At 46.8% G+C, this 26,556-nt stretch carries 20 protein-coding genes; 10 read left to right on the top strand and 10 right to left on the bottom strand.

The window, feature by feature from the left end; translation table 11 throughout:
* Positions 1 to 43: 43 nt before the first annotated feature.
* The 4 genes from AACV12_RS17975 to AACV12_RS17990 form a co-directional block, all read right to left on the bottom strand.
* Positions 44 to 1,057: a Fe(3+) ABC transporter substrate-binding protein gene (locus tag AACV12_RS17975; protein ID WP_170901150.1), complete on the bottom strand. Its 1,014-nt coding sequence runs from the start codon at positions 1,055 to 1,057 to the stop codon at positions 44 to 46.
* A gap of 140 nt (positions 1,058 to 1,197) precedes the next feature.
* Positions 1,198 to 2,427: an ammonium transporter gene (locus AACV12_RS17980; protein ID WP_026028234.1), complete on the bottom strand. Its 1,230-nt coding sequence runs from the start codon at positions 2,425 to 2,427 to the stop codon at positions 1,198 to 1,200.
* Positions 2,428 to 2,454: 27 nt separating this feature from the next.
* On the bottom strand, positions 2,455 to 2,793 hold the full coding sequence (locus AACV12_RS17985; RefSeq protein ID WP_010317537.1) for a P-II family nitrogen regulator: 339 nt from the start codon (positions 2,791 to 2,793) through the stop codon (positions 2,455 to 2,457).
* 191 nt (positions 2,794 to 2,984) lie between these two features.
* Positions 2,985 to 3,371, bottom strand: a complete 387-nt coding sequence (locus AACV12_RS17990) for a YacL family protein (RefSeq protein ID WP_010317535.1) — start codon at positions 3,369 to 3,371, stop codon at positions 2,985 to 2,987.
* An 81-nt stretch (positions 3,372 to 3,452) separates the two neighbouring features.
* Between AACV12_RS17990 and AACV12_RS17995 the strand changes: the two genes are divergently transcribed.
* From AACV12_RS17995 to AACV12_RS18005, 3 genes are all read left to right on the top strand, one after another.
* On the top strand, positions 3,453 to 4,598 hold the full coding sequence (locus tag AACV12_RS17995) for a sugar diacid recognition domain-containing protein (protein WP_017048371.1): 1,146 nt from the start codon (positions 3,453 to 3,455) through the stop codon (positions 4,596 to 4,598).
* 133 nt (positions 4,599 to 4,731) lie between these two features.
* Entirely contained in the window at positions 4,732 to 5,997 is a 1,266-nt protein-coding gene (locus AACV12_RS18000; protein ID WP_013857655.1) for a GntP family permease, read from the top strand.
* Between the two features lie 19 nt (positions 5,998 to 6,016).
* Positions 6,017 to 7,156, top strand: a complete 1,140-nt coding sequence (locus AACV12_RS18005) for a glycerate kinase (protein ID WP_170901152.1) — start codon at positions 6,017 to 6,019, stop codon at positions 7,154 to 7,156.
* Positions 7,157 to 7,364: 208 nt separating this feature from the next.
* On the opposite strand, the gene acnB is transcribed toward AACV12_RS18005, so the two are convergent.
* The 4 genes from acnB to hrpB all read right to left on the bottom strand — a co-directional run bounded on the left by acnB (position 7,365) and on the right by hrpB (position 17,369).
* Positions 7,365 to 9,962 carry a bifunctional aconitate hydratase 2/2-methylisocitrate dehydratase gene (acnB, locus tag AACV12_RS18010; protein WP_013857657.1) on the bottom strand — a complete coding sequence of 866 codons (2,598 nt, stop codon included), beginning with the start codon at positions 9,960 to 9,962 and terminating at the stop codon, positions 7,365 to 7,367.
* A gap of 246 nt (positions 9,963 to 10,208) precedes the next feature.
* A complete protein-coding gene (locus AACV12_RS18015; protein ID WP_170901167.1) occupies positions 10,209 to 12,467 on the bottom strand; it encodes a patatin-like phospholipase family protein in 2,259 nt (752 codons plus the stop codon).
* An 88-nt stretch (positions 12,468 to 12,555) separates the two neighbouring features.
* Positions 12,556 to 14,904, bottom strand: a complete 2,349-nt coding sequence (gene mrcB, locus AACV12_RS18020) for a penicillin-binding protein 1B (protein ID WP_170901155.1) — start codon at positions 14,902 to 14,904, stop codon at positions 12,556 to 12,558.
* Positions 14,901 to 17,369: an ATP-dependent helicase HrpB gene (hrpB, locus tag AACV12_RS18025; RefSeq protein WP_170901157.1), complete on the bottom strand. Its 2,469-nt coding sequence runs from the start codon at positions 17,367 to 17,369 to the stop codon at positions 14,901 to 14,903. Before hrpB ends, mrcB begins: the two co-directional genes overlap by 4 nt.
* Before the next feature lie 55 nt (positions 17,370 to 17,424).
* Here hrpB and sfsA point away from each other — a divergent pair, with 55 nt between their 5' ends.
* From sfsA to panC, 7 genes are all read left to right on the top strand, one after another.
* Positions 17,425 to 18,165, top strand: coding sequence for a DNA/RNA nuclease SfsA (sfsA, locus tag AACV12_RS18030; protein WP_017049757.1), 741 nt, complete (start codon positions 17,425 to 17,427; stop codon positions 18,163 to 18,165).
* Between the two features lie 139 nt (positions 18,166 to 18,304).
* A complete protein-coding gene (gene dksA / locus AACV12_RS18035) occupies positions 18,305 to 18,751 on the top strand; it encodes an RNA polymerase-binding protein DksA (protein WP_013857662.1) in 447 nt (148 codons plus the stop codon).
* A 92-nt stretch (positions 18,752 to 18,843) separates the two neighbouring features.
* Positions 18,844 to 19,713: a tRNA glutamyl-Q(34) synthetase GluQRS gene (gene gluQRS / locus AACV12_RS18040; RefSeq protein ID WP_170901159.1), complete on the top strand. Its 870-nt coding sequence runs from the start codon at positions 18,844 to 18,846 to the stop codon at positions 19,711 to 19,713.
* 107 nt (positions 19,714 to 19,820) lie between these two features.
* A complete protein-coding gene (gene pcnB / locus AACV12_RS18045) occupies positions 19,821 to 21,182 on the top strand; it encodes a polynucleotide adenylyltransferase PcnB (protein WP_170901161.1) in 1,362 nt (453 codons plus the stop codon).
* Complete coding sequence (gene folK / locus AACV12_RS18050; RefSeq protein ID WP_094133041.1) at positions 21,179 to 21,685, top strand: 2-amino-4-hydroxy-6-hydroxymethyldihydropteridine diphosphokinase; 507 nt, start codon at positions 21,179 to 21,181, stop codon at positions 21,683 to 21,685. The genes pcnB and folK overlap by 4 nt, the downstream gene beginning before the upstream one ends.
* On the top strand, positions 21,685 to 22,479 hold the full coding sequence (gene panB, locus AACV12_RS18055; RefSeq protein WP_010319550.1) for a 3-methyl-2-oxobutanoate hydroxymethyltransferase: 795 nt from the start codon (positions 21,685 to 21,687) through the stop codon (positions 22,477 to 22,479). Before folK ends, panB begins: the two co-directional genes overlap by 1 nt.
* Before the next feature lie 11 nt (positions 22,480 to 22,490).
* On the top strand, positions 22,491 to 23,372 hold the full coding sequence (panC, locus tag AACV12_RS18060; protein WP_010319549.1) for a pantoate--beta-alanine ligase: 882 nt from the start codon (positions 22,491 to 22,493) through the stop codon (positions 23,370 to 23,372).
* A 606-nt stretch (positions 23,373 to 23,978) separates the two neighbouring features.
* On the opposite strand, the gene AACV12_RS18065 is transcribed toward panC, so the two are convergent.
* Both AACV12_RS18065 and AACV12_RS18070 read right to left on the bottom strand, forming a co-directional pair.
* Positions 23,979 to 25,040 carry a YjhT family mutarotase gene (locus AACV12_RS18065; protein WP_170901163.1) on the bottom strand — a complete coding sequence of 354 codons (1,062 nt, stop codon included), beginning with the start codon at positions 25,038 to 25,040 and terminating at the stop codon, positions 23,979 to 23,981.
* Between the two features lie 14 nt (positions 25,041 to 25,054).
* Positions 25,055 to 26,212 (bottom strand): N-acetylneuraminate epimerase, encoded by a 1,158-nt coding sequence (locus AACV12_RS18070; protein ID WP_170901165.1) that lies wholly within the window; start codon positions 26,210 to 26,212, stop codon positions 25,055 to 25,057.
* Between the last annotated feature and the right edge of the window lie 344 nt (positions 26,213 to 26,556).

Below are 26,556 nucleotides of genomic sequence, written 5' to 3' on the forward strand. Positions count from 1 at the left end.
CCCCTTCAATAGAATAGGGGCACTGTTATACCCCTAGAACCGATTAAAGGTCAAATTTCACTTCATCAAGCAGCTTAATTGCCGCGGCATGATTGTCGGCAATTTTTTCGAGCGGCAGTGGATTCGCTTTAAAATCACCCCATGAAGCGACTAGTGCAGAACGCTCAACACCTGCTTTTACCGGGTATTCAAAGTTGACGTCAGCGTACATGTGCTGTGCTTTATCGCTGGTCAAAAACTCCATCAGCTTAACTGCGCTTTCTTTGTTAGGCGCGTACTTCGCCATCGCCATACCACTCACGTTAACATGCGTGCCTTGCGCATTCTGGCCGGGGAAGTTGATGTAGACGGCTTCAGCCCATGATTTTTGCTTCTCATCAGCTAACATTTTCCCTAAATAATAGCTATTACCCAATGAGACATCACACAAACCTTCTTTAATCGCTTTAACTTGGTCACGATCATTACCTTGAGGCTTACGTGCTAAATTTGCTTTGACACCTTCAAGCCAAACTTTAGTGCTCGCTTCGCCTTGCTCTGCAATCATGGATGCAACCAGCGCCACGTTGTAAGGGTGCTTACCACTACGAGTACAGATTTTGCCTTTAAATTCAGGCTTCGCGAGGTCAGCGTAGTTGAAGTCATCACCCAACTTGCCTACGCGATCGCGTGATGAGTAGACGCTACGGGTGCGTATTGTTAGTGCAAACCACTCATCTGCGCTATCGCGATATTGGGCAGGAATGTTAGTTTCAATGGTTTTGTTATCCACCGCTTGGACTAAACCTTTCTCAGATAACTCAAAAAGACGGCTAAATTCTGAGGTTAAAATCACGTCAGCAGGGCTGTACTCACCCTCTTGTACCAATTTCTCAGCAATCCCTTCTTTCGCAAACTTCACATTCACTTTAATGCCCGTTTGTTGAGTGAACTCTTTAAACATCGGCTCAATCAAAAATGGTTGGCGGTATGAGTAAACGTTGACCTCCTCTGCCGCCATCGCGCTCGGAGCCATCACACTACATGCCATCGCAGACAGAGTAAGCAGTTTCTTCATTTCTAGTTCCCTTTAAAATTGGTAATGATAATGTTTATCAGTTTCGTTATTATATTGATGATAGATTGAAAAACAATTCAATCAATAAAAAAACCTGCCTTAATCGGCAGGTTTTTAGGTAGGTTATCTGTAAGGAAATATTACTTTATTGTCACGAATTCTGGGTAGGCCCCCACCCCACAGTCGTGCATATCCATCCCTTCTAATTCTTCTTCTTCCGAAACTCGAATGCCTATCGTTGCCTTCAGGATGCCCCAAACCACAAGGCTTGCACCAAATACCCAAGCGAAAATCACTGCGGCTCCAAGTAGTTGAGCGCCAAAAGTCGCATCAGTATTGCTGATTGGCACAACCATTAAACCGAACAAACCACATACGCCATGTACTGAAATTGCGCCCACAGGATCGTCAATTTTCACTTTATCAAGGGCAATAATGCTAAACACAACCAACACACCCGCTACAGCACCAATCGCTACCGCATACAGTGGTGATGGAGAGAGAGGATCAGCGGTAATAGCCACTAACCCGGCCAACGCACCGTTGAGTACCATGGTTAAATCCGCTTTACCCCAAGTGGTTTTACACACTAATAAAGCCGCGATAGAACCCGCTGCTGCAGCGGCATTGGTGTTGAGGAAAATCTGACCAACCGCTGTCGCATTTTCAAAATCAGACAGCATTAGTTGTGAACCACCGTTAAAACCAAACCAGCCAAACCACAGGATAAATGTACCCAAAGTCGCAAGTGGCATGTTGGAGCCCGGAATAGGGTAAATTTCACCATTTTTACCGTATTTACCTTTACGTGCTCCCAACAAGATGACCCCAGCTAGCGCCGCCGATGCACCCGCTAAGTGAACAATACCAGAGCCGGCAAAATCACTGAAACCGGCAGCTGAAAGAAAGCCCCCCCCCCAAGTCCAATAGCCTTCCATTGGGTAAATGAATGCGGTCAAAATGACGGAAAAAATAAGGAACGACCACAATTTCATTCGCTCAGCGACAGCGCCAGAAACCACCGACATCGCGGTTGCCACAAACACCACTTGGAAGAAAAAGTCTGATTCAAGGGAGTGATCCGCGCCTTCTGCTTGGCTACCTATCAAGGAGCCGAATGAAGGCAGCCAGCCTGCTTCTGCGTTATCAACATACATAATGTTGTAACCAACCACTAAATACGTGGTACAGGCAATCGCGTACAAACAAAAGTTTTTGGTTAAAATTTCAGTGGTGTTTTTAGAACGAACTAAACCCGCCTCTAGCATGGCAAAGCCAGCTGCCATCCACATCACCAACGCACCCGAAATCAAGAAAAAAAACGTATCGAGTGCGTAACGTAGCTCTGTTACCGTTGCTGCTAATTCCATAATGGTTATCTCCAATCCTTTGAATCTTTACAGTGCTTCACTGTCCATTTCGCCAGTACGAATACGCACAGCTTGGCTGAGGTCATACACAAAAATTTTTCCGTCACCAATTTTTCCGGTGTGCGCCGCTTTGATGATCGCCTCTATCACGCGATCGACATTTTCAGCTTGTGTCGCTATTTCTAATTTCACTTTAGGCAAAAAATCGACTTGATATTCCGCTCCTCGGTAGAGCTCGGTGTGCCCTTTTTGGCGACCAAAGCCTTTCACTTCGGAAACCGTCATCCCTTCGATGCCGACATCGGCCAAAGCTTCACGCACATCGTCTAACTTAAATGGTTTAATTATCGCGTTGATCAGTTTCATTGCATCCTCTCACAAGCAGTAGTCCGTTTACGATCAATACAATCCAAGCTGCGTGCCAACTTTTTAAATTAATGATTTTAAAAGATTTGCAACCATTTCTTATGCCAAAAAGAAAAGGGTTGCACAAATGAGGTGCAACCCTTTCCCACAAATAAAGCGAAGTTTTTAATCTTCACCAGTTTTGTGCAGCGCTAAGTGAAGTCCGCAGGTGAGTAACGTACAAATTCGCACCACTGCTTGATCATCAAAGCAAAATCATCGATGCCGCAGCTTGCGGTGCTTTCACAATCGTAAAAATCAAACTCACTGTCACTATCAAGCGCTTCACCATGCGTCAAAACATTGGCCTGAACCGTGACCTCATCGGCAAGAATCATCACGCTGATCTCCTGCCCCTCAAGCGTCTGCTCTTGATTAAATGCACGTTTCGATGCTGCCATTAGCGCAATAACTTGATCTATTTTGGGAAGATCGTTGCTGATCTCCTCTTGTAGCCAACGGCCAATAATTTCGTGCCCCATCGAAAAAGAGCAGTAATAGCTCCCATCTAGGGTGTTTTTTTTAAATTCGTAGTCCATCGGGTTCTCGATATTGGTGCTTGGGGATACGGATAACTTTGTTATTATCGGTGATTATGGCTAACGAAACCACTTGAGATTATGCAGATCACAGAAACCACCGCACGCCAGATTGTAGAAAGAGCGATGAAGATCATCACTTATTCAGTCAACGTAATGGATGAAAAGGGACGAATTATTGGCTCAGGTGATCCCACTCGTTTGCACCAGAAACACGAAGGGGCGATTTTAGCCATCAATGAAAATCGAGTGGTTGAAATTGATCATGCCACCGCCAGTTACCTAAAAGGCGTTAAACCCGGCATCAATTTCCCCATCATTTATCAACAACGAGTGATCGGCGTAGTTGGAATTTCCGGTAACCCAACGGAGGTTCACCGTTATGGCGAGCTGGTCAAAATGACGGCGGAGCTTATCGTTGAACAAGCCGCACTGATGGCACAAGTACAGTGGAATAAGCGCCACCGTGAAGAGCTGCTATTACAACTAATTCAAGGTGCCACTCTCAACGAAACACAGCTCAATTCAATCGCCGAGCGATTAGGGCTCGATCTTTCCCAGCCGCGTATCGCTGCCGTGGTCAAATTGATCCCAGATAACGACACCGCCTTATCGCTAGAACACTTACAGCAGTTAGTGCATCTGCTGGAATACCCTGAACGGGACAATTTGGTGGGGATCATTTCAGTTTCTCACAACGAAGTGGTGGTTTTAAAACCCATCTCACTCACCGAAAAAGGTTGGTCACAAGAGGCCGAAACTAAACGAGTCAATCAACTGTTGAAGCGAGTGAAAAAAGAGGGAAAATTCACCATCAAAATTGCACTAGGTGATTATTTTCCAACGCTCTCAGGGCTGGCTCAATCTTATCAAACCGCCAAGTTGACGATGCAAGCCTCCCACCATAAACAGGGAGACGTCTTCTTTTATCAAGATGATAAGTTACCTGTACTGCTCAATAGCGTACAGCATGAGCCATGGAGCCGCGAGCAGTTACGCCAACCCTATACCCTGCTGGAACGGTATGACACTAAGGGAATATTAATTAAAACCCTCCGCCATTATTTTGAACAAAACTGCGATGTCCATCAAACTTGCCAAGCACTGCATATTCACCGTAATACCTTGCGCTATAGGCTTGAAAAAATTGAGCAAGTAACCGCTTTAAAATTCAATCAGTTAAATGACATTACTCACCTTTATTTGGCTTTATCTTGCTTCAAATAAAAACATAAAATTGTGCATTTGCACAATTAATCAGTCGCGTCAAAGCCAGTAATCTGTGCAATAGACTGAAGACTCTTTTATTTTTGCTCCCTATATTGCAGCCAATCACTGATAAAAAATATGGATATAGAAGATGATTGAAGTTTCAACTCTCGGAGCTCTGGCCGCATTAGTCGTGGCTATCACGCTCATTCTAAAAAAAGTACCACCCGCCTATGGCATGATCATCGGCGCGTTGGTCGGTGGCGTGATCGGCGGTGTATCGCTGACCGACACCGTTGCTCTGATGATTGGTGGCGCACAAGGCATTGTGACCGCAGTACTACGCATTCTTGCAGCAGGTATTTTGGCTGGTGTATTGATTGAATCAGGCGCTGCCACTTCCATTGCAGAAACCATAGTGAAAAAGGTTGGAGAAACTCGCGCTTTATTTGCCTTGGCCTTAGCAACCTTAATTTTGACTGCGGTCGGCGTGTTTGTCGACGTGGCAGTAATCACCGTATCTCCTATCGCTCTGGCGATCGCTCGCCGTGCCGATCTCTCCAAGGCGGCCATTCTGCTAGCGATGATTGGCGGCGGTAAAGCGGGTAACGTAATGTCACCTAACCCTAATGCGATTGCCGCAGCCGACGCGTTTAACGTGCCACTTACTTCTGTAATGGCGGCGGGTATTATTCCTGGGATCTGCGGGCTTATTGTGGCTTACTTGATTGCCAAACGTTTAGTCAATAAAGGAAGTAAAGTCTCTGCCAGTGAAGTCGTTGCGGTGGATCATTCTAGGCTCCCCCGCTTTAGCTCAGCGATCATCGCACCATTAGTGGCGATTGTGTTACTCGCACTACGCCCTATCGCTGGCATCAATGTGGATCCTTTAATTGCACTCCCATTAGGCGGATTAGTCGGTGCGGTCGTGATGGGACGATTTGCAGACACTAACCACTTCGCGGTTTCAGGTTTAACACGCATGGCTCCGGTTGCGGTTATGCTGCTTGGTACTGGTACTTTAGCCGGCATCATCGCCAATTCAGGTCTTAAAGGCGGTTTAATCGAAGTACTGACCGCTTCTGGCTTGCCTTCTTACCTGCTTGCACCGATCTCAGGTGCAATGATGTCACTGGCGACCGCTTCAACCACCGCAGGTACAGCCGTTGCCTCCAGCGTCTTTAGCTCCACTATACTCGAACTAGGCGTACCCGCACTGGCAGGGGCTGCCATGATCCATTCAGGTGCGACCGTACTTGATCATATGCCACACGGTAGTTTCTTCCATGCCACGGGCGGAGCGGTACATATGGACATTCGTGAGCGTCTCACCTTAATTCCTTATGAATCGGCAGTAGGTTTAGTAATTGCCTTCATTTCTGTGATGATTTTTGGCGTATTTGGTCTGTTTGTTTAACGCAGTTAAGGTGTTAAAAATGAAAATTGTTATTGCTCCAGATTCTTATAAAGAGAGCCTAACGGCAATGGAAGTCGCCACCGCGATAGAGAATGGATTCAAACAAGTGTTGCCCGATGCGCACTACATTAAGTTACCGATGGCCGATGGCGGCGAAGGGACGGTCCAATCACTGGTTGATGCCACTAATGGATCGATTGTTACCACAACGGTGACGGCGCCGCTAGGTGAACAAGTCGAGGCTTTTTATGGCTTAATGGGTGATGGTAAAACAGCGATCATTGAGATGGCGGCCGCATCGGGCTTACACCTTGTGCCGCCAGAGCAACGCAACCCTATGAACACCACCAGCTACGGTACTGGTGAGCTGATTAAAACCGTGCTTGATCAAGGTGTTGAACACATCATCATCGGCATTGGTGGTAGCGCAACCAACGATGGTGGCCTCGGCATGGCGCAAGCCCTCGGCATTCAACTGCTTGATTCAGATGGCAACCCATTAGGCTTTGGTGGCGGTGAATTATCGAAACTGGCCTCGATTGATCTCACACAACTGGACCCACGTTTAGCCCGCATCAAACTGGAGGTCGCCTGCGATGTCGATAATCCACTGTGCGGCGTACAAGGCGCTTCGCACGTCTTTGGCCCACAAAAAGGAGCAACACCCGAGATGGTCGCGCAACTTGATGCCAACCTTGCGCATTATGCAAACATCATCAAAACGCAATTAGGTCGTGATGTTAAAGAGATGCCGGGTGCTGGCGCGGCAGGCGGTTTAGGTGCGGCGCTGGTTGGTCTACTAGGAGCGAGCCTTCGTCCGGGCATTGAAATTGTGATGGATGCCGTGAACCTTAGCGATGTAGTAAAGGATGCCGATTTAGTCATCACTGGGGAAGGACGCATTGATAGCCAAACCATTCACGGTAAAACGCCAATCGGTGTTGCGCGCACTGCCAAACTTTTTTCCGTGCCAGTGATCGGCATTGCAGGCTGCTTATCAGCAGACTGCGCCGTTGTTCACCCACATGGCATTGATGCGGTATTCAGTGTCGTTCCACGCTCGGTCGACTTGCCTACAGCCCTTGCCGAAGCGGCGCAAAATGTAGAAATGACCGCGCGTAATGTCGCGTGTGTTTTTAGCTTGTCTTACAGGCAATAACTATTTCGCTGAATACCATATGACGTTCACACTCATTTTAACTCCATTGACAGAACAACGTTATAAATTATGGGGCAAGTCATTGTTGGCGGATGCAGCCACCGATCGAACTTAATCTAATGTTATTTCAGCATTGAGTGAGAAGCTAGAATGGTAAAAAGCCACCGAATCGGTGGCTTTTTTATTAGGAGGTTAGCTTGGATAGCTCTTACACCGCTTGCTGGACAATCACACTGTCTGCTTTTTTAGTGTATTGCGCCATACGATGGAAGTTGAGGTAGCGATAGGTATCAGCTGCAGTTGCGTTGATCTGCTTCGCGTACTCTAGGTACTCTTCCAGTGTCGGAATGCGGCCTAAGATGGCACCCACGGCCGACAGCTCTGCCGAAGCAAGGTAAACATTCGCGCCGGTCCCTAAACGGTTCGGGAAGTTACGGGTCGAAGTCGACATGACGGTCGCTTTATCGGCAACACGCGCTTGGTTACCCATGCATAACGAACATCCTGGAGTTTCAATGCGTACCCCAGCGCGACCAAAGATGCCGTAATAGCCCTCTTCGATAAGCTGATCTTTGTCCATCTTAGTCGGTGGCGCAACCCACAAACGCGTATCTAACTGACCATTGAACTTCTCAAGCAATTTACCTGCCGCACGGAAGTGACCAATGTTGGTCATACAAGAACCGATGAAGACTTCATCAATAGGCGTACCTTGTACATCAGAAAGTAAGCGCGCATCGTCTGGGTCATTTGGCGCACATAAAATCGGCTCTTTAATCTCAGCAAGATCAATCTCAATCACATGTGCGTATTCTGCATCACTATCCGCTTGCATCAACTCAGGATTGGCTAGCCACGCTTCCATCGCCGTAATGCGACGCTCAATAGTACGGCGGTCACCATAACCTTCGGCGATCATCCACTTCAACATAGTGATGTTAGAGTTGAGGTACTCTTCAATTGAGGCTTGTGACAATTTAACCGTACAACCCGCCGCACTGCGTTCTGCCGAGGCATCAGAAAGTTCAAACGCTTGCTCAACCGTTAAGTGCTCAACCCCTTCGATTTCTAGCACACGGCCAGAGAATTCGTTAATTTTCCCCGCTTTCGCCACTGTAAGCAGGCCTTGCTTAATCCCGTAATAAGGAATCGCGTGCACTAGATCGCGCAGCGTGATGCCCGGCTGCATTTCACCTTTGAAACGCACCAAGACAGATTCTGGCATATCCAGTGGCATCACACCCGTTGCGGCCGCAAAAGCAACCAAGCCAGAACCGGCTGGGAATGAAATGCCAAGCGGGAAGCGTGTATGCGAGTCACCACCAGTACCGACGGTATCAGGTAACAACATACGGTTTAGCCATGAGTGAATAACGCCATCACCCGGACGCAGTGAAACACCGCCACGGTTCATGATGAAATCAGGCAAGGTATGGTGGGTATTCACATCGACAGGCTTTGGATAAGCCGAGGTATGACAGAAAGATTGCATGACTAAGTCAGCAGAGAAACCGAGACACGCCAAATCTTTCAATTCATCACGTGTCATCGGGCCAGTGGTATCTTGCGATCCAACCGTGGTCATTTTAGGTTCGCAGTAAGTCCCCGGACGAACACCCGTCACGCCGCATGCTTTACCGACCATTTTCTGAGCCAGTGTATAACCTTTGCCTGTATCAGCCACTGCAACTGGGCGACGAAATACTGTTGACGCTTCTAAGCCTAGTGCTTCGCGTGCTTTATCCGTTAAACCACGACCAACGATCAGTGGAATACGGCCGCCAGCGCGCACTTCATCAATCAATACGTCGGTTTTAAGCTTGAACGTGGCAAGCACTTCGCCAGTGTCGTGGTTACACACTTTGCCTTCAAATGGGTAAACATCAATCACATCACCCATGTTGAGTTTGGTAACGTCAACTTCAATCGGTAACGCGCCGGCATCTTCCATGGTGTTGAAGAAGATAGGTGCAATTTTACCGCCGAGCACGTAACCACCCGCGCGTTTATTGGGCACAAATGGGATGTCGTCACCCATAAACCACAAAACAGAGTTAGTCGCGGATTTACGAGACGAGCCTGTACCGACCACATCACCCACATAGACTAGCTGATGGCCTTTCTCTTTTAGAGCTTCGATTTGAGTGATAGGGCCAATGCTGCCTGCTTTATCGGGTTGAATGCCTTCACGTTCATTTTTCAACATAGCCAGTGCATGCACTGGAATATCTGGGCGTGACCATGCATCTGGCGCTGGTGACAAATCATCAGTGTTGGTTTCGCCAGTAACTTTAAATACGGTTAGCGTGATCTTCTCTTGAAGCGCCGGTTTTGAAAGGAACCATTCCGCGTCTGCCCATGATTGCAGCACTTTTTGTGCATGTGCATTACCCGCTTTTGCTTTCTCTTCTACGTCATAGAACGCATCAAACATCAGTAGAGTACGCGATAGTGCATCAGCCGCAATAGGTGCCAACTCAGCATCATCAAGCAATGAGACTAGCGGCTCGATGTTATAACCGCCTTGCATAGTTCCGAGTAGTTGCGCAGCTTTTGCGCGGCTCACTAACGGTGAAGAGACCTCACCTTTAGTGATGGCGGTTAAAAAGCCCGCTTTAACATAAGCGGCCTCATCCACACCGGGAGGAATTCGATTTTCAAGGAGATCAAGCATGAACGCTTCTTCACCTTGAGGGGGATTTTTCAACAGTTCAACAAGTCCTGCGACTTGTTCAGCATTTAGGGGTCTAGGAACAACTCCTTCGGCAGCACGCTCTGCGACGTGTTTACGGTAGGCTTCAAGCACGACTTTTTCCTCTCATTGCGGTTTACCCCATTATTATTGACATGATGGGCAAACATCCTTGGAAACTTGGCTCTCCATTGCCAGATATTTTTATGTAATCAGCGGCAGAGAGGCCAAACTGTGGGACGAAGAATAGCAAATTTAACTTTAAATTAAAATCTTATCATTTTGACCAACATAGCAACTTAAGACTAAAGTTCTATGATTTTTGAGTCACTTACCGCCCACTTTTCAGCTCAATTCTCGCTAAAAGGTAGTGCCAATACTCAAGTATATCGAATCAAAATTATCTTCGGTTCGACCATAAGCAAACATAATCGGTCCAATCGGTGAATCAACCCCGGCAAACACCGATCCCGCACCGTATAATGGGGCGGTATCAAAGCTTAGATCAGGATCAGACCATACACCGCCGTATTCTATTGATGCACCGACATAAAATGGGGAACTGAACAGGCCAAAGTCATTATCAAACCAGCGATAACGATACACCAAACTGGTGAACGCTTTATTCTGTCCAATCAAGCTGTTACGAGGAATACCAGATAAATTTAAGAAACCACCAATCGATTTAGGGTTTATCGGCTCACTAGAATTTTTACTTTGTACCACACCGTAATCAAGATTACCGACCAAAGTATGCCTGCCAAGGCTATAAGCAGCGATCAATTCACCGGAAAATTCATACACCGTATCGTTTGATTCAAGATCGGAAGAGACGCCAGAAACTTTATCGTGCGATGCAAGATACTCAAGATCAAGATAAACACCGCGGGTAGGCAAGCTGAAGTCATCTAAGGTATCAATGCGGTAGTTAGCAAACACACCAGCACGGGTGTAATCCATATTTCCCATGGATGGCCAATTTGAGACTTCGGCCTCCCCGTCGGTATAGCGGATCCCTACCTTAAACTCTCGCCATAATTTATCTTGATAACCAAGCGACAATTCTCCAATCCATTCTAAATACGCGATCGGTAAATAATCTTTACTGGCTTCTAGACTGGTGTCATCAAACCCTTGCATTGGCTTATTACGTTTATCATTGCTAAACGTGACCAAGGCAGAGGTAAACGCTTTTTGCCCTGAGAACAGAGGAGAAAAAAGCTCCGCTTCGATGATCTTATCGGTGCCCATTTCTAGATTGAAACGTAATTCAGAACCAAACGAATTTAAGTTAGTGAAATTGGAAGAGATACCCAGCGCATACTGACTATCCGTATGAAAATCATCTTCTAAGAAAAAGCGAAAATTGAGGTAATTTGGCCCCCAAGATTTCTCTTTTACATCGATGACCAGTTGGTTCTTTCCTTCAAATTCTCGGTATTCATAGGTCACTAACTCAAAGCGATCCAATGCATAGAGATTTTCGACCGTCGCTTCAATCTGCTCGGTTGATAGCGGTTGTCCTGTCTTTAAATGTAAACGGTTTTTTAACAATTGATCGCTGTAATGACTGCGGTTGTTGAGTACGATTTCATCAACCTTTACATCATCGCCATAAATTAAAGCCCTGCGGCGAGCTTGTTTTGCTTCCACATAACGTTGATAACTAGCACTCGATAATGACAACGAAGCCAATACCGATTGGTTCGCCATTGCGATATCGTACCCTTTCCTATAAGCCGTAGGCATTTTATCAAATTCCGTGGTTTCCATACTGCCGACATCAGGGCGTAAAAATACATCTCGCTCATTCAATAAACGTGCTTGTTTTTGAGTGCTTCTTTGTACGAGATAGTTGGAAAGCTGATCGGCTACCGTCAAAAAGGTAGTGAAAGCTTCTTGGTTTTTGTAATCGGTACTGATATCGATCGCGATAACAATATCAGCCCCTAAGGCACGTGCAACATCAACAGGCATGTTATTGGTCACACCGCCATCGACTAACCAACGACCATCAACTTCGTAAGGTGGCAGTGCTCCGGGTACTGACATACTCGCCATCATCGCATCCACTAAATAGCCACGATCCAGCACCACTTCCTCAAGAGCAATGATATCAGTTGCTACCGCGCGATAAGGAATAGGCAGTTGATCAAAGGACTGAAATTCAGAGAGATTGCCCGACGTTTCTCGCAAAATACGCAACATATTCTGCCCTTGCACCACACCGCGTGGTGCGCGGATCTCCCCCCAACGCAGTCCAAGGTCGGTGGTCAGTTGATAGCGGTCTTCGTACTCTTTATCCCGAACACGACGTTGGCTACGGTTGACCCGGTCACGATAACCTTCATTCCAATCCACGCTGTAAATTAAACTTTCAATTTCATCGGCGCTCATACCACTGGCATAGAGGCCGCCCACATAAGCGCCCATGCTGGTACCAGTAATGAAATCAACGGGGATGCGCATCTCTTCCAGCGCTTTGAGAACGCCAATGTGCGCTGCACCTTTTGCCCCTCCTCCCGCAAGAACGACGGCAACTTTGGGGCGCGCAGCACTGTCCAGCATAGGTTTTTCAGCTTGTGGCTCATCAGCCACCGCGAAAGTCGCAGGAAACATGAATACCAAGAACAATAAGTTACTTAAAAACTGTTTCACGACTCTTCCTTAAATCCCTTTGAAATCAATTTAATATAAACTCCCCCAGCTACCACTGAAAGAGATTTTTTAACCATTGTCCCGGTTGTTTATCACAGCTCTGTTTCAATGCGCCGTTTTTATCCCACATGGGCAGTTTAAATTCGTTGTGACAATCTTGGACTAATTCACCCTCGGCACTGGTTTTAAAGCCAATCGTAGTAATGCCTTGCGGCCAAGGAAGAAGTAATTTTTCCGGGATCCGATGTTGTAAATATTCCGCGTACACCCGTAATGCACCACTCGAACCCGTAAGTTTGATCGGCTGATTATCATCGCGGCCAAGCCAAATCGTGGTGACTTCACGACCATCCACCCCGACAAACCAACTGTCGCGGCTATCGTTAGTGGTACCAGTTTTCCCCGCCAATGCCGCCCAAGCGAACTGATTATTGAGATAGCGCCCGGTTCCTTCAAGTACTCCTCGCTTCATCGCATAAGTTGTAAGCCACGCCGCTTGCTGCTCAACGGCTTGGGATACTTTGGGAATTGATTGATAGAGCACATTGCCCTCTAAATCCAATACCGAGCGCAGCGCCGATAAGGGCGCTTTTTTACCCGAATTGGTTAAGGTTTGGTACATCTGCGCCACTTGATAAGGCGTCAGAGAGAACGCGCCAAGAAACATCGACGGTACAGGACGGATCTCCTCTTTGTTGACACCGAGCCGCACCAAAGTGTCAGAAACTTGTTCAATCCCAAGCTGCATGCCCAATTGTACCGTAGGCACATTAAGTGATTTAGCTAACGCGAGATACAGCGGCACTTCACCACGGAACTGACGATCAAAGTTGCGCGGTGACCACACTTCGCCTTTGTTCCCTTTGAGTGTGATGGGTTTATCGATCAGTGTGGTGGCTAAGTTGTATTTATCTGGCTGTGCGAGTGCGGTGAGATAGACCGCTGGTTTGACTAACGAGCCGATAGGACGGCTTGCATTTAAAGCGCGGTTAAAGCCGTCATAACCGGTCTGTTTACCGCCAACCATGGCACGTATCTCACCACTGGTTCGATCAACAGCGATCGCTGCGGCTTCTAAGTTTTTCCCCGCCGTTTTGGAAAGCACTGGAATTTGTCGATCAATCGCCAGCTCCAATTTGGCTTGCGAAACAGGATCGAGCGAGGTAAAAACGCGCAAGCCAGTATCCGCTTTGAAGATCTCGCCCACTTTCTCTTTCAGTTCAATTTTTAACTGCTGAAAATACGCTGGTTGCCGGCTGGCAATGTGAGGATGCTTTTGCACATCTAACGGTCGACTGGCCGCTTGTTCAAACTGTTTAGCCGTCAAAATATCTTGCTGCATCATCAGCTTTAAAACCAAGTCGCGACGCTCTTTAGCACGTTCAGGGTAACGCGCAGGGTTATAATAAGAAGGCCCTTTAACCATGCCCACCAACAACGCTAATTGATCAATGCGCAATTCTTGTAATGGTTGACCGAAATAAAGCCGTGAGGCGAGGCCGAAACCGTGAATCGCCTCACCGCCACTTTGCCCTAAATAGACCTCATTTAGGTAGGCTTCTAAAATGCGATCTTTACTGTAGCGATAGTCGATAATGAGCGCCATATAAGCTTCACGCACTTTACGCCATAAGGTTCGATCGCTAGATAAGAAAATATTTTTTGCCAGCTGTTGAGTTAACGTGCTGCCGCCTTGCACGGTGCGCCCAGCCTTAATGTTGGCCACTAAAGCACGGGCAATCGCAAATGGAGAGATGCCATCATGTTGATAAAAATAGCGATCCTCGGTCGCAAGCAACGCATCCACCATCACTTCAGGAAACTGATCACGACGTAAAAATAGCCGCTGCTCATCGTTGCCTTTTTCAAGCATGCCGAGCATTTTGGGCTCAATACGCAAGTAACCTAAATCCCCTTTTTGCTCAAGAGATTGGATACGAACTAAACCGCTGTCATTAAAATGGAGCATCACATGGCGGTCAGGCTCAGGGCCATCGGCAAACTCAAAAGGGCGGCGGATGATCTCAATTTTGCTTGATGATGAAGAGTACTCGCCAGCATAGCGTGGCTGACTCACTTTACGATAGTTGAGTACATCGAGTTCATTGCGCAGCTCTTGCAGCGGGATGTCATCACCGGGTGCTAAATTCAAAATGCGTGCATACACGACGGTCGGTAAATCAAAAAGCTGGCCTTCGAAGCGTTGTTTAACCACGCTATTTAAGTAAATACCAACAAACAACAGCACCGCAGCCAGTGCAAGGCTCAGTTTCCAGCCAATACCCCACACAATTTTCCACCACGCTTTGCGTGGCGCTGAAGGCTTCTTAGCCGGACGACGTGAAGGTTTTTTTACGCTATTTTTTTGAGTGCCCGTAGGCTTTTTATGGGTTGTCATTGTGCTAATTGCCGCTTAGTTTTCGTCGTCGCTATGTGGTTGGCAGGATCATCAGGCCAAACGTGTTTTGGGTAACGCCCTTTCATCTCTTTTTGCACTTCTTTATAAGCGCCCTGCCAGAAACCGGCGAGATCTTGAGTTACCTGCAAAGGCCGCTGCGCAGGTGAGAGCAGTTCCATCACCACTTTTTTTCGCCCTTGAGCGATGGTAGGGGAATCTTGCTCGCCAAACATCTCCTGCATACGGACCGACAGCATCGGCTCCGCGCCCAGTTGATAACGAATGGCGGCTCGATTACCTGTGGGTAGCGGGTGGTGAGTTGGAAGCCAGCGATCAATCTCTTGGTTTAATGGCCAGCCTAAATAGGCATTGAGTGCATCAAGAAGCGGTACTTTCGCTAACGCTTTGACCGATTTGACTCCGACTAAATAGGGGGCTAACCAAATTTCAAGATCATCAAGCAGCGCTTGTTCCTCGACAGCAGGCCACGCCGCTTCCGGTAGCCATTGCGCAGCGCAACGTATGCGCGTTAATAAAGCGCTCGCCGCTTCGCTCCACTGTAATACCGATAGCCCCTTGCGACGGACATAATTGAGCAAGGCTTGCGTCATTTTTTCATGAGCAGGCTCTGGCAGCGCTTCACGCTCAATGACCAATTTACCGCACAGGGTTAGCCTTTCCGCGCACAGTTTCCCCGCTTTCTCATCCCAATCGACTCGTTCTTGTGTACTAAATAGCTCTGGAAAATGGGCTTGCAGTGCATCAATATCCAACTCTGTCGCAACAAAGATTTGGCTCGCTTGTGAGCCGCTGCGCATTAAATCCACCACCACTAAATAGTGCGCACCCGCGAGGCGTTCATCGTCACGCATTTGCGCGCCGTGACCATTCGCCAGTAAAAACTGCCCTCGTTGCGACTCGCTGCGACGCTGGGCAATGCGATCGGGAAAAGCCAAACTCAGCACTAACGCCAGCAATGATTCATCCACTTTTTTTAGCTGAAATTGGCCATCGAGGGCGCGCGCAAGCGTCGTGGCACGCTGATGTAGGTTTTGTGTTTTAGGGTGAGTCGCTTGCTGCCAACGCATTAAGCTATGCTGTAAATCCAGCACATTACGCTCAGGCTCTTCCAATAAAGCGGTCACAGCGAGCGCCGTATTTAGCATTGAATCACTCGTTTCATGGGCTTTGAGCAGCATACTCACTAGCCTTGGTTCCACACCGAGTGACTGCGCTTTTTTACCCAATGCGCTGAGCTGCTGTTTGCTGTCCATCAAACCAAGCGTATGCAATAGACTCCAAGCTTGCTGCATCGCTGCTGCTGGTGGTGCATCCAACCAAGGCAAATCGTTGACCGACACCACACCCCACTGCGCAAGCTCCATCGCTAAAGGCGCTAAGTCACTGTGCAATATTTCCGCGCTCGGCACTTGGGGTTGCTGCTTATATTGTGCTTCGCTGTAAAGACGCAAACAGATGCCGGGTTCTAGGCGTCCGGCGCGCCCCGTGCGTTGCTGCGCCGATGACTGGGCAATTTTCACTTGCTCTAAACGAGTGATGCCCGTTTTAAGATCAAACTTCGCTATCCGCTCTAGCCCTGCATCCACCACTAAGCGTATCCCCTCAATGGTCAGCGATGTTTCGGCAATATTAGTCGCTAGCACAATTTTCCGTTTGCCTGCTACTGCAGGCGCAATCGCTTTTTGCTGCGCTTGTAGACTCAACTGCCCGTATAAAGGACAAATATCAAACTCATCGGCTAAGTGTGCGAGCTGCTGTTCAAGCTGTTTAATGGCTGAAACGCCAGGTAAAAATGCCAGCAGAGAGCCACTTTCAGCTCGCATCAAGCCTTCAATCTTTTGGCTCATCGCCGGCACAAGATAATCATTGGCTCGCAGCGGTGCATAGCGCACTTCAACCGGGTAAGCGCGACCTTCTGATTGCACATAGAGTGCTTGGGGTAATAATGACTGTAATGCCAGTTGATCTAAGGTTGCCGACATTACGACGATTTTAAGATCTTCTCGCAGTGCTGATTGCACTTCCAAGCTCAATGCGAGAGCCGTATCCGCGTGAATGCTCCGCTCGTGGTACTCATCGAAGATCAAGAGATCGATTCCGCCTAGCTCAGGATCGGTTTGGATCATACGTGTCATGATCCCTTCAGTCACAATTTCAAGCTGTGTCGCTGCGCTGACTTTACTCTCGCCACGCATACGATAGCCGACGGTTTGCCCAACACTCTCACCTAATTGCCGTGCTAAATAGCAAGCAATACTGCGCGCCGCCAAACGACGCGGTTCAAGCATGATGATCTTACCCGTGAATAATTGCGCTTTTAATAGCTGTAACGGGAAATGGGTCGACTTACCCGCGCCAGGAGCGGCTTTGACAATCATCTGTGGGTGAGCTTGTACTCCCGCCAGCAGCTCGGGCATCACAGCTTGAATGGGCAATTGTGACAATGTGCAATCCTTATGGTTAAATGGCGGCAACATTGTACATAAAAACAGTAGATAAATGCAGTTCAATCCTCCACTTCGATCCGCGACCTTACTCAAACGCTACAAGCGTTTTTTGGCCGACATTGAGTTTGCCGATGGTCAACAAGAGACTATTCACTGCGCCAATACTGGCGCGATGACGGGCTGCGCCGAGGCGGGTAATCGTGTCTGGTTCTCCACCTCGGACAACCCTAAACGTAAATACCCACACAGTTGGGAGCTGACTGAAACCCAGCAAGGCCACTGCATTTGCGTCAACACTGCTCGGGCGAATACGCTGGCAGTAGAAGCGATTCAAAACGGCATCATCAAAGAGCTGCAAGGATATGAGCAATTACAAACTGAAGTGCGCTACGGCCAAGAAAATAGCCGAATTGATATCTTGCTCAAATCACCCTCTAAACCGACGTGCTATATAGAAGTGAAAAGCGTCACCTTATTGGATGAGCGTTACTCTCCACACGACGATGTCGCCTGCAATTCAGGGCAAGGTTATTTCCCCGATGCCGTCACAACGCGTGGACAAAAGCATTTGCGTGAATTAACGGAAATGGCAAAAAGTGGAAGCAGAGCAGTACTTTTGTTTGCTGTTTTGCATTCAGGGATTGAAAAAGTCTCGCCTGCACTCCATATAGACGCAAACTATTCACTATTATTGAAACAAGCGCAAAAAGAAGGGGTGGAAGTACTGTGCTACAAGGCTGTACTTTCAAGGAATGAAATCAAGCTCGTTAACACTGTAGAATTCGCCCATTAGTGACAAAAAATTGATGGCGCCTTCACATTGACAATAAGTTTACGATTGAGTGTTTGCCTCCTATAGATCTTTTTGCTATAGATACCCGCCTAAAATTAGCTGCTCGCGCAGTTGACTAGGTGTTAGTAGGAGATGCTGCATGCCGGAATTAAAGAAAAAAGCGATAGGCATCCTAGCCATTGCAGGTGTTGAGCCGTATCAGGAAAAGCCAGGTGAAGAGTATATGTCACCTGAGCAAATAGCTCACTTTACAAAAATTTTAAGTGCTTGGCGCAACCAACTTCGTGAAGAAGTTGAGCGTACCGTTCACCATATGCAAGATGAAGCCGCAAACTTTCCAGATCCCGTTGATCGCGCTTCTCAAGAAGAAGAATTCAGCTTGGAATTGCGTAACCGTGACCGTGAACGTCGCTTGATCAAAAAAATTGAAAAAACATTAAGCAAAATTGAAGAAGATGATTTTGGTTTTTGTGAATCTTGTGGCGTGGAAATCGGCGTTCGTCGCTTAGAAGCTCGACCAACAGCGGACCTTTGCATTGACTGCAAAACGCTAGCCGAACTTAAAGAAAAACAGATGCAAGGTTAATCTTACCTTTTGTTTGTGTTAAAAAAGGGAGCTAAAGCTCCCTTTTTGTTTTCACTCGATACCCAAATAACTTGTAACTTGGATGAATCGCAATGCACTATATTGGCCGATTTGCCCCATCACCTTCAGGCCCACTTCATTTTGGTTCTTTGATCGCTGCACTTGGCAGCTACTTTCAAGCAAAATCACAGCAAGGTAAGTGGTTGGTTCGCATCGAAGATTTAGATCCGCCAAGGGAAATGCCAGGAGCCTCCACCCTGATACTTCAAGCCATCGAAGCGTATGGTTTGCATTGGGATGACGAGGTGGTTTATCAAAGCCAGCGCCACACTTTATACCAAGATCAAATTGAGGCTTGGCTTGAATCAGGGCAAGCCTATTATTGTGATTGCACGCGTAAACAAATTAAACAGATGGGTGGCTTTTATCCCGGTACATGCCGCTATAAAAAACCAACATTAACCGAAGATTGCGCGGTTAGGTTGCGTGTTGATACACCGGTAGAGTCATTTTTCGACCAAAAACATGGCGAAATTCACATTCATAAAGCATTAGCACAGGAAGACTTCATCATTAAGCGACGTGACGGTTTATTTGCTTATAATCTTGCCGTAGTGCTCGATGATATCGATCAAGGAGTGACGGAAGTGGTGCGGGGAGCCGATTTAATTGAACCAACAGGACGACAAATCAGCTTGTATCATTGCTTACATAAAACTCCGGTAAGCTACCTGCACCTGCCGCTTGCGATGGATGGTAATGGCAATAAATTATCCAAACAGAATCATGCCACAGCCATTGATATTCAAAATCCTAAACCTACCTTGCTTAAGGCAATGCGCTTTTTAGGGTTTGAGATAAAACAAGAGATTAGCGACGCTTCCATCGATGAAATTATCTTTTGGGGCAGTCAGAATTGGCACGTTGAACAACTCCCTCGGGAGACCGAGATCACACCGTGATTCTCAAAAGGCTATCCTTACGCTATGATTAGCCGCAAAATCGTCCCGAACGGGCACTTTAAATAACAAAAGCAAGGTTGGCAAAAACCAATTATTGCCAGATGCACATGAATAAAAACGACTATACACCACGCGAAAATCGCGTTTACCAAGACTTAGCTCTAAATATTATCACTCGTGATGAACACAATATTTCGCGCAAGCAAATCAGCGATAATGCGCTCAAGGTGCTATACCGACTTCATGGCGCAGGTTTTGACGCCTATTTAGTCGGTGGTGGAGTACGTGACCTACTATTAGGTGAGACACCAAAAGATTTTGATATCGCCACTAATGCAACACCAGAGCAAATACGCCAACAGTTTCGCAACTGCCGCTTGATCGGCCGTCGCTTTCGCTTAGCGCACATCATGTTTGGCCGCGACGTAGTGGAAGTGGCGACTTTCCGTGGACACCATCAAGAACCGAGCCAAAACGTCTCAGCACAATCTGAAGCGGGTATGCTGCTGCGTGATAACGTCTACGGCACCATTGATGAAGATGCAGAACGCCGGGACTTTACGATTAACGCCATGTATTACAACATCGGTGATTACAGCATTCATGATTATGCTGGCGGCATGGACGACTTAGAAGATAAGCTCATCCGCTTAATTGGCGATCCTGAAACGCGCTACCGTGAAGACCCAGTGCGCATGTTGCGTGCGATTCGTTTTGCGGCCAAGCTCGATTTCGATATCGAAGAAGAGACTGCCGACCCAATCGAACATCTTGCTCCTTTACTGCAAGATATTCCTGCGGCACGTTTGTACGAAGAATCGCTAAAGATGCTGCAAACCGGCCACGGTTTAGAAACCTACCACTTAATGCGTGAGTACAACCTGTTCCAGCAGTTGTTCCCTGTGATAGCTCAAGAGTTCACTCCAAACTACGACTCGCACACAGAACAGATGTTGGATCTGGTCTTAGATTCAACCGACCTGCGTATTGAAGAAGGTAAACGCATCAACCCAGCCTTCATGTTTGCTGCCATGTTCTGGTACCCGACGGTGAAGCTGGCTGATGCGTTAATGCAGCAGCGTAATTTCGCCTATTACGACGCCGTCATGGAAGCGAGTAACCTCATCCTTGACCAAGTGGTGAAAACCCTTGCGATACCTCGTCGTCATACCGCGACAATTCGCGAAATTTGGCAATTGCAGTTGCGCTTACCACGTCGCAATGGGAAACGCGCCTTCCGCCTTATGGAGCTCAACAAATTCCGAGCGGGTTTTGATTTTCTACAAATGCGTGGCGAGATCGAAGGCGGAGAGACGAAGAAGCTGGCTGACTGGTGGACAACGTTTGAAAGCGCCGGGCGGGATATGCGCCAAGCGATGGCAAATGATTTGGAAAGTGGCGCAAGTAACAAGCCGAATGTACGCCGCCGCAGAAGCCCACGTAATAAAAAGAGCCGCCCAGAATCATGATTCTCGTTTATATTGCTGTTGGCAGTAATTTAGGCGACCCAATCGCGCAAGCTGAGCAGGCCATTGAAGCCTTGAAATGTTTGCCACACTCTCGATTTTTAAGCGCCTCATCCTTGTACAGTAGTACACCGATGGGGCCACAAAACCAGCCCGATTACATCAATGCGGTGGTTGCGATAGAAACCGATTTAACGCCACTTGAACTGCTCGATTGTACCCAAAGCATCGAGTTAGAACAGGGGCGTGTTCGCAAAGAAGAACGTTGGGGGCCAAGAACACTCGATCTGGATATTCTTCTTTACGGCAATGAGGTGATCGATTCCGAGCGATTGACCATTCCTCACTACGGAATGAAAGTACGTGAATTCGTGCTCTATCCGCTCGCCGAAATTGCACCAAGTTTACAACTCCCTGATGGGACTGAGCTCAATCAATTGTTACCGCTCGTCGAACGTAACGGGCTCGGTATTTGGCACTCGCCAGCGCCTCGTAAGGACATTTAATGAAAAAAATCACCATAAACGATCTGATCCAATGGAAACAACAAGGTCGTAAATTTGCAACCGTCACCGCGTATGACGCAAGCTTTGCTCAGCTTTTTGAAAGCCAAGAGATGCCTGTATTATTAGTGGGCGATTCTCTAGGCATGGTGCTACAAGGTCACACAGATACCCTACCCGTCACCGTCGAAGAGATTGCCTACCACACACGCAGCGTGCGTGCTGGTAGCCCTAACTGTTTATTGATGGCTGATATGCCTTTTATGAGCTATGCCACACCACAACAAGCCTGTGAAAGCGCTGCTAAATTGATGCAAGCGGGTGCAAATATGGTCAAAATAGAAGGTGGTGATTGGCTAGTAGAAACGGTGAAAATGCTGACTGAACGCGCGGTTCCAGTTTGCGCACACCTTGGTTTAACACCGCAATCGGTCAATATTTTTGGTGGCTATAAAGTACAAGGCCGCGACCAAGAAAAAGCAGACCGAATGGTCAAAGACGCGTTGGCGCTCCAAGAAGCGGGCGCACAAATTGTGTTATTAGAGTGTGTACCGGCCAGCCTAGCAGCGCGAATTACCGAAGTGCTTGATGTGCCAGTGATTGGCATTGGCGCAGGTAACGTGACCGATGGACAAATTCTAGTAATGCACGATATGTTCGGAATTTCGGCGAATTACATGCCAAAATTCTCGAAAAACTTTCTTGCTGAAACAGGGGATATGCGTAAAGCCGTCGCAAAATACATCGCAGATGTAGAAAGTGCCGCTTTCCCTGATGACGCTCATACCATCGCCTAAAGGAGATATTCATGCAAACTTTTGCTGACATTTCAGCTCTTCGCGAGCAGATCAAACAGTATAAGCGTGAAGGCCGCCGAGTCGCTTTTGTACCGACCATGGGCAATTTACATGAAGGCCACTTAACCCTAGTGCGTAAAGCACGTGAAGAGGGCAATGTGGTCGTGGTCAGTATTTTTGTTAACCCGATGCAATTTGACCGCGCGGATGACTTAAATAACTACCCGAGAACACTGGATGAAGACTTAAGCAAACTCAACGCGGAAGCGGTTGATTTGGTCTTTACCCCAACCCCAGAAATAATGTATCCGCAAGGATTAGAAAAACAGACCTTTGTTGAAGTACCGGGGCTTTCTCATATGCTCGAAGGCGCATCAAGACCAGGGCATTTCCGTGGCGTTGCAACCATAGTCGCTAAGCTGTTCAACATAGTGCAGCCGAATGTTGCCTGTTTTGGTGAAAAAGATTTTCAACAGTTAGCGGTGATCCGCCAAATGGTCAGCGATCTTTGTATGGATATCGAGATTGTCGGCGTCCCTACCGTCCGTGAAATGGATGGCTTGGCGATGAGTTCACGTAACGGGCTGCTGACGTTAGATGAACGCCAACGTGCACCTGTCCTTGCTCGTACCATGCGTTGGATAAGCAGTGCACTGCGTGGTGGCCGCGACGATTACGCGTCGATCATTGAAGATGCCAGTGACCAATTGCGTGCTGCTGGGCTACAACCTGATGAGCTGTTTATTCGCGATGCCAAAACGCTGCAACTGATCTCGAATGAGACCACACAAGCGGTGATCTTAGTGTCTGCATTTCTGGGTAAAGTACGCTTAATCGACAACCAAGTGTTAGAATTTAGCGCAGAAACGAAAGCGGACCCTGAAGAAGAGTAATTGCTATTTCAAGTGATGAAGTGATGACTCATTCTCACTTCAAAACCATATATTTAAAAGGTCGCCCATAAGGAGCGACCTTTTTTGTATCGTTATTTAACTGAGGTTAACGCGATTATCGGAGAACAATATAGTTTGATCATTTTTGAGGTTCGTTACTACTGCTGCTGAGATTAATGAAATGACAATAAATAGAGATTAATTTCTAGCTCATTTTTGGACAAAGATGTGTTTGCCGAGAGCGGCGTCAACACCTCTTTGGACAGAAATGAGTTACATCTTATGAATTAGAACTCTTCTGTCGGATTAGAAAACGTATCTTGATGCCTTACCTTAGTCGTTTGTTATACGCGTCTCAAGGGATCGTATCATAGCTGTATCTAACCGCTTCGACAGTTTACCCCTTTAAATTCTTTCCAAGCTTTGAGTTGTCTCTCATAGTACTCAGATCAATTTTTAAGTGTGTACCCACTGATATCTAGTTCTTGGTCGCTAATGCTAACAACCCTTGATGATGAACAAATATCTGCTTGATGGTATGTTTGGAATATAAATTCAATGAAAAAATAACCTCAAACAAACCGTTTATTTGAGGTTATTAAAATATCAGGAAAAGGTATAACAGCGCTTTTGTGCTTCACCTAAGTTGTTTTCACCACCGATGATGTACATACACTGATCGGAACACAAAGAAATTCCATAGGCCAACCCCTCTCCAAATTCTCCTGCAAAACACCAACTTTCACCATCGAACTTCCATACCTTGTTAGTAAAGTGCTTTTGCAATCCTTGATGGGTGTATAGTTTTCCGGCCTTTAAATTCTTCCAACTGCCAATAAAGTACGCTCCACCATAAACATAAATATTTTGTCCTACTGTCCCAACAAAATGACCAGCTAACCCCTCGTGCTCATAGTCTACGGATACAATTGAGGAACATTCTATGCCTTTGCTAATAGTGACATCGGAACAATCATATTGCTTAGTTTGTAAACTTCTTAGCCCAGGTTTTATCTCTCCTTCAACAAGCGTAATGACGTTTCCAGACTGGGCTATTCCAGCACCACAGTTAGCAGAGAAGGGATTTTCTCCAATAGCAGACCAGAGGTTATCGGATGGTGTGAACTTCAGAATATTTTGATTCCATCCGTAGTCAGCGACCTCCTGTGACATAAACTGTGTCAAAAGCTGCTTGTGTTTCTCTGGCTCTAATTCAACGTTGATATGTGATAGCTGAGCGACAAAATCATCAAACGTTTCTTTTCGATATCCACCAAAAAAGACAATTTCTCCCGAGCTTAATGACGCGCAAGAAGCACCTAACAATCCTATTGGTAGAGTACCCTCTAGTTGCTTCCAACTGTTTTGTGAACTGTCGAACACCCAACTATCCAAGAGAACCGTCGTATGCGTTTTATTAGGCTCTATACCCGCTCCAGAAAACACATATAACTTGTCGTCACATACCGCATATGCAGCATCGTCACGAGCAACGCCCGGAAAATCGGGGGCACACTGCCAGCTCAACTCTGGATGGTTTAAATCCAAAAGGAAAAATTGCTTACCAGCACTCCCCAGCCCCACGTATATTTTGTTGTCAATTAAACCTCCAACACCGTGTTTAATGCCGACCGGAAGGTCGGCAATAGAGTCGATCACTAACGACATAGAATCCTCTTGTATTAATCTTTCACGACAACTGTTGAGCCATTCCAAGCCAACATATAAACTTTTTTGCTAAGGCTACGGTCGCTCTTCTCCCCACCAACGATTAAAACGCCATCTTTAGTCGTAAATGACGCGCCATAAGCTAAGCCTTCAGGAAGGTTATTAACTGTCGACCACAGTCCGTCTTTTTCAATATACATTTCAGGGTTAAATGCTTTCGCAAGACCATCGTGAGCAAACATTTTCCCACTTTCAAACGCTGTTTTAGCTCCATGGAAGTTTGCGCCTCCAGCAACAATGGTCACGCCATTGCTTTTGCCAGCAAAAGCTCCCGCAACGCCTTCTTGTACAACGCCTGATTTGGGCGATGGTAATGAATGCATGCTGTTCCATGGCTGCCCTTTTCCATAGTGGTATTGTTTAACTTCCGTCGTTCTTAGACCCGGCTTAATTTCACCGCTGATTAAGGTTGCTGTCATGCCATCAGTAGCTAAGGCGCTACCACAATTGGCGAAGTAAGGAGAAATACCAAGAACACTCCAAGTTTGAGTCTCTGGCTGATAGCTAAATACTTTTTGATTCCACTTATAAGCTGCTGGTGTCATTCCCATGTAGTCATTGACAATTTTTTGCCACGCTTCTGGGTTTTCGTTCTTATCGGTCGTCGTCACGTCATGCAAATAGCTATCGAAATACTCTTTGTTGTAACCACCAAAGAAGATGATGTTTTTGTTATCCGGTGAATATGAGGAAGAACCTAACAACCCGACGGGAGCAGTAGTATTAACTTGTTCCCAAGAGTCATCTTTAGCGTCGTAGCGATAAACGGTGTCAAATAAGATTGGAGACGCATCCGACTCTTTGTCCTTTCCCGAGCCTCCGAATACATAGATTTCCTGACCAACCACTGAGGCTGTGGCACCACTTCTAGGTTGACCTGAGAAAATGGCCTTTTGTTGCCAGCCGGCTGACAGATTGTTCAAATCGAGCATATAGAATTGCTTACCAGCAGACCCCAAGCCGACAAACAATTTATCACCCACTTGCGCGCTTATCCCCTCTTTGAATCCTACCGGTAAATCTGGCCAGTGATTTTCAGCATATGAACTGACGCTAAAAGCAGTAGATAAAGCAAGCAAAGGTGTACAAATTAAGCGAGTCTTTTTGTTCATTGATTTTCCCTTGTTAATTTATGAGCCGTACTGCGTGATATCTACCACTAGCCTGATGGTCATTAACCATATGTTTTTTGTTAAGTTTCAGGCTCATTATCGATTAATGAAAAAATATTTCTTTGATCGATATAACAATAAAAATTATTTTTATTTATTTGTGTAAAAAGGCCCATTCGTAATGAGCCATTTTTAATATAGTGAAATCAAAAAGATTTGTAGTGGTCAACTAAAATTGGCCACGGTTTTAGAGTTTTCCCAATATAATCGTTCTGATTCATTGGGAGTTAAACCACCGTTATACTGATGTGGTCTGAGTTGGCAGTAATATCCGATAATGTAAC

The sequence above is a fragment of the Vibrio sp. 2-2(8) genome (assembly GCF_963888495.1).
Taxonomy (GTDB): Bacteria; Pseudomonadota; Gammaproteobacteria; order Enterobacterales; family Vibrionaceae; genus Vibrio; species Vibrio anguillarum.

Excerpts from the sequence above, each read along its gene's own strand:
- AACV12_RS17975 (WP_170901150.1), bottom strand. The coding sequence starts at position 1,057 with ATGAAGAAACTGCTTACTCTGTCTGCGATGGCATGTAGTGTGATGGCT.
- AACV12_RS17980 (WP_026028234.1), bottom strand. The coding sequence starts at position 2,427 with ATGGAATTAGCAGCAACGGTAACAGAGCTACGTTACGCACTCGATACG.
- AACV12_RS17985 (WP_010317537.1), bottom strand. The coding sequence starts at position 2,793 with ATGAAACTGATCAACGCGATAATTAAACCATTTAAGTTAGACGATGTG.
- AACV12_RS17990 (WP_010317535.1), bottom strand. The coding sequence starts at position 3,371 with ATGGACTACGAATTTAAAAAAAACACCCTAGATGGGAGCTATTACTGC.
- AACV12_RS17995 (WP_017048371.1), top strand. The coding sequence starts at position 3,453 with ATGCAGATCACAGAAACCACCGCACGCCAGATTGTAGAAAGAGCGATG.
- AACV12_RS18000 (WP_013857655.1), top strand. The coding sequence starts at position 4,732 with ATGATTGAAGTTTCAACTCTCGGAGCTCTGGCCGCATTAGTCGTGGCT.
- AACV12_RS18005 (WP_170901152.1), top strand. The coding sequence starts at position 6,017 with ATGAAAATTGTTATTGCTCCAGATTCTTATAAAGAGAGCCTAACGGCA.
- AACV12_RS18015 (WP_170901167.1), bottom strand. The coding sequence starts at position 12,467 with ATGTTTCCTGCGACTTTCGCGGTGGCTGATGAGCCACAAGCTGAAAAA.
- mrcB (WP_170901155.1), bottom strand. The coding sequence starts at position 14,904 with ATGACAACCCATAAAAAGCCTACGGGCACTCAAAAAAATAGCGTAAAA.
- sfsA (WP_017049757.1), top strand. The coding sequence starts at position 17,425 with ATGCAGTTCAATCCTCCACTTCGATCCGCGACCTTACTCAAACGCTAC.
- dksA (WP_013857662.1), top strand. The coding sequence starts at position 18,305 with ATGCCGGAATTAAAGAAAAAAGCGATAGGCATCCTAGCCATTGCAGGT.
- gluQRS (WP_170901159.1), top strand. The coding sequence starts at position 18,844 with ATGCACTATATTGGCCGATTTGCCCCATCACCTTCAGGCCCACTTCAT.
- pcnB (WP_170901161.1), top strand. The coding sequence starts at position 19,821 with ATGAATAAAAACGACTATACACCACGCGAAAATCGCGTTTACCAAGAC.
- folK (WP_094133041.1), top strand. The coding sequence starts at position 21,179 with ATGATTCTCGTTTATATTGCTGTTGGCAGTAATTTAGGCGACCCAATC.
- panB (WP_010319550.1), top strand. The coding sequence starts at position 21,685 with ATGAAAAAAATCACCATAAACGATCTGATCCAATGGAAACAACAAGGT.
- panC (WP_010319549.1), top strand. The coding sequence starts at position 22,491 with ATGCAAACTTTTGCTGACATTTCAGCTCTTCGCGAGCAGATCAAACAG.
- AACV12_RS18065 (WP_170901163.1), bottom strand. The coding sequence starts at position 25,040 with ATGTCGTTAGTGATCGACTCTATTGCCGACCTTCCGGTCGGCATTAAA.
- AACV12_RS18070 (WP_170901165.1), bottom strand. The coding sequence starts at position 26,212 with ATGAACAAAAAGACTCGCTTAATTTGTACACCTTTGCTTGCTTTATCT.